This window comes from Vibrio sp. 10N.222.55.B11 (assembly GCF_041473705.1).
Classification (GTDB): domain Bacteria; phylum Pseudomonadota; class Gammaproteobacteria; order Enterobacterales; family Vibrionaceae; genus Vibrio; species Vibrio crassostreae_C.
Genome location: NZ_JBFRST010000140.1, coordinates 1 through 1,674, shown reverse-complemented (window position 1 = coordinate 1,674; position 1,674 = coordinate 1). Strand labels below are relative to the sequence as shown.

General features: G+C 42.7%; 1 protein-coding gene and 3 tRNA genes. 3 read left to right on the top strand and 1 reads right to left on the bottom strand.

Features of this window, described 5'->3' with window-relative positions:
* Positions 1-94 precede the first annotated feature (94 nt).
* Complete coding sequence (locus AB4503_RS25405; RefSeq protein ID WP_372115913.1) at positions 95-883, bottom strand: lipase family protein; 789 nt, start codon at positions 881-883, stop codon at positions 95-97.
* A 349-nt stretch (positions 884-1,232) separates the two neighbouring features.
* Here AB4503_RS25405 and AB4503_RS25400 point away from each other — a divergent pair.
* From AB4503_RS25400 to AB4503_RS25390, 3 genes are all read left to right on the top strand, one after another.
* Positions 1,233-1,319: transfer RNA gene (locus tag AB4503_RS25400), tRNA-Leu, on the top strand.
* A 67-nt stretch (positions 1,320-1,386) separates the two neighbouring features.
* Positions 1,387-1,460: transfer RNA gene (locus tag AB4503_RS25395), tRNA-Cys, on the top strand.
* 46 nt (positions 1,461-1,506) lie between these two features.
* Positions 1,507-1,582 (top strand) — tRNA-Gly (locus tag AB4503_RS25390).
* The last annotated feature ends 92 nt before the right edge of the window (positions 1,583-1,674 follow it).

The window sequence follows — 1,674 nt, the reverse complement described above, 5'->3', positions numbered from 1 at the left end:
ACTCCGGGAGGCGCCTCCATAATTCAGAAAAAACCAGTCCTAGTGACTGGTTTTTTCGTTTCTGGCCCCGCTAAAAGCTTCCTACGTACCCATTTCAATGCTTATCAAAGAAATCTTTGTTACGGATATACTTGCTCATTAAGTGGTAAGAGAAAGGTCTTATCAGCCAACTAAAGATAGAGCGACCAAGGCGGATTAATGAAGGAGTGTTCTCATAGATTCGTCCGTTATAAAGCCAAAGCACTTTACCTACATGCCAATAGAGCAAAGGAACCGGTGGCATGAAGGTCACGATGTCGATGTCACAGCAAATTCGGTAGGTCTTCTTACTCATGCGATAGTGCTTTCGAAAGCTCCAATCACCAATGGCGGGTTGGCCAAAAGTCACTATTCGTTTAATACAGCCTGGGTACTTTTGATCAAAGTAATCAGCGAAGACACAACCGATAGCGCCTCCGGAAGAGTGGCCAGTAATAGACACTCTTTTTCCTTGTTCGATGAGAGGTGTGAGCGTGGCTTCCAAGCGCTCAATAACGGTTAAGCCAAGCTTATCTTCATTACGACTTGGCTGGCTCTCTTGAAACATTAGATGGTAGAAACCCGCATGCACACGATAATTGAGCCCAATTCTCTTACAGCTTCTTGTCCATAGAGCGAAGGTTAGTAGCCAATCTGAGATACTGTGCGATCCTTTGATTACCACAACCACTTCATCTTTGTCGCTACTCCACAACACTCTAATCATGGTTTTACCAAACTGGTTCTTGATGATGCGTTGTCCATTAGGGTCAAAACCATAGCGAGTCTGCTTAAAAACTCTAGGGTAGGCGAGGTTACAAAGAACGGCATAGCGCTCATATTGATATCGTTTTAGTGGTTTCACATGTTTACTTCTTAATAAGAGTTACTTCAAACTCTAATCGTTGAATGTGAAAAGCACATGAAAACGCCATTTGCTTGGTTTAAAACAATAAAATCACCGCATTCAATTGGTATTTGAATCAATGGTTGTCAGTGATTTGTCCGTTTAAATTAGAAATCCAAGTATAAGAACCGTACAAGCTGCACTAAATTTATTCTTTTGAGTTCGATAATTAATCACTTGAATTAAAAGATAAAATTTATTGTTGACGAATTTTTTCCTTCCGTTAAAGTACACCTCGTTCTCACGGCTTAGGTCGCTGAGAGATGGTGTTTTTACTTTTCAGTAATCGGCCTCGCAAGATTGCGTTGCCCTGGTGGTGGAATTGGTAGACACAAGGGATTTAAAATCCCTCGGCGTTCGCGCTGTGCCGGTTCAAGTCCGGCCCGGGGCACCATCTATCTAGCTTCTACATTTTGAGTAGAGTGATGAACAAAGAGTTGTTCTCTTAAATCACTATTAAAGGCGCCTTGGCAGAGTGGCTATGCAGCGGATTGCAAATCCGTGGACCTCGGTTCGACTCCGGGAGGCGCCTCCATTCTTTCTCTTAGTTTGATAAGTTAAGAGATAATAAGAATGAAAATGCGATACTAGCTCAGTTGGTAGAGCGCAACCTTGCCAAGGTTGAGGTCATCGGTTCGAACCCGATGTATCGCTCCAAATTTTGTAGTGTTGATTCATTTCGACATTAAGATGGTGTTTTACTTTTCAGTAATCGGCATCGCAATAAAGAATTGCGTGCCCTGGTGGTG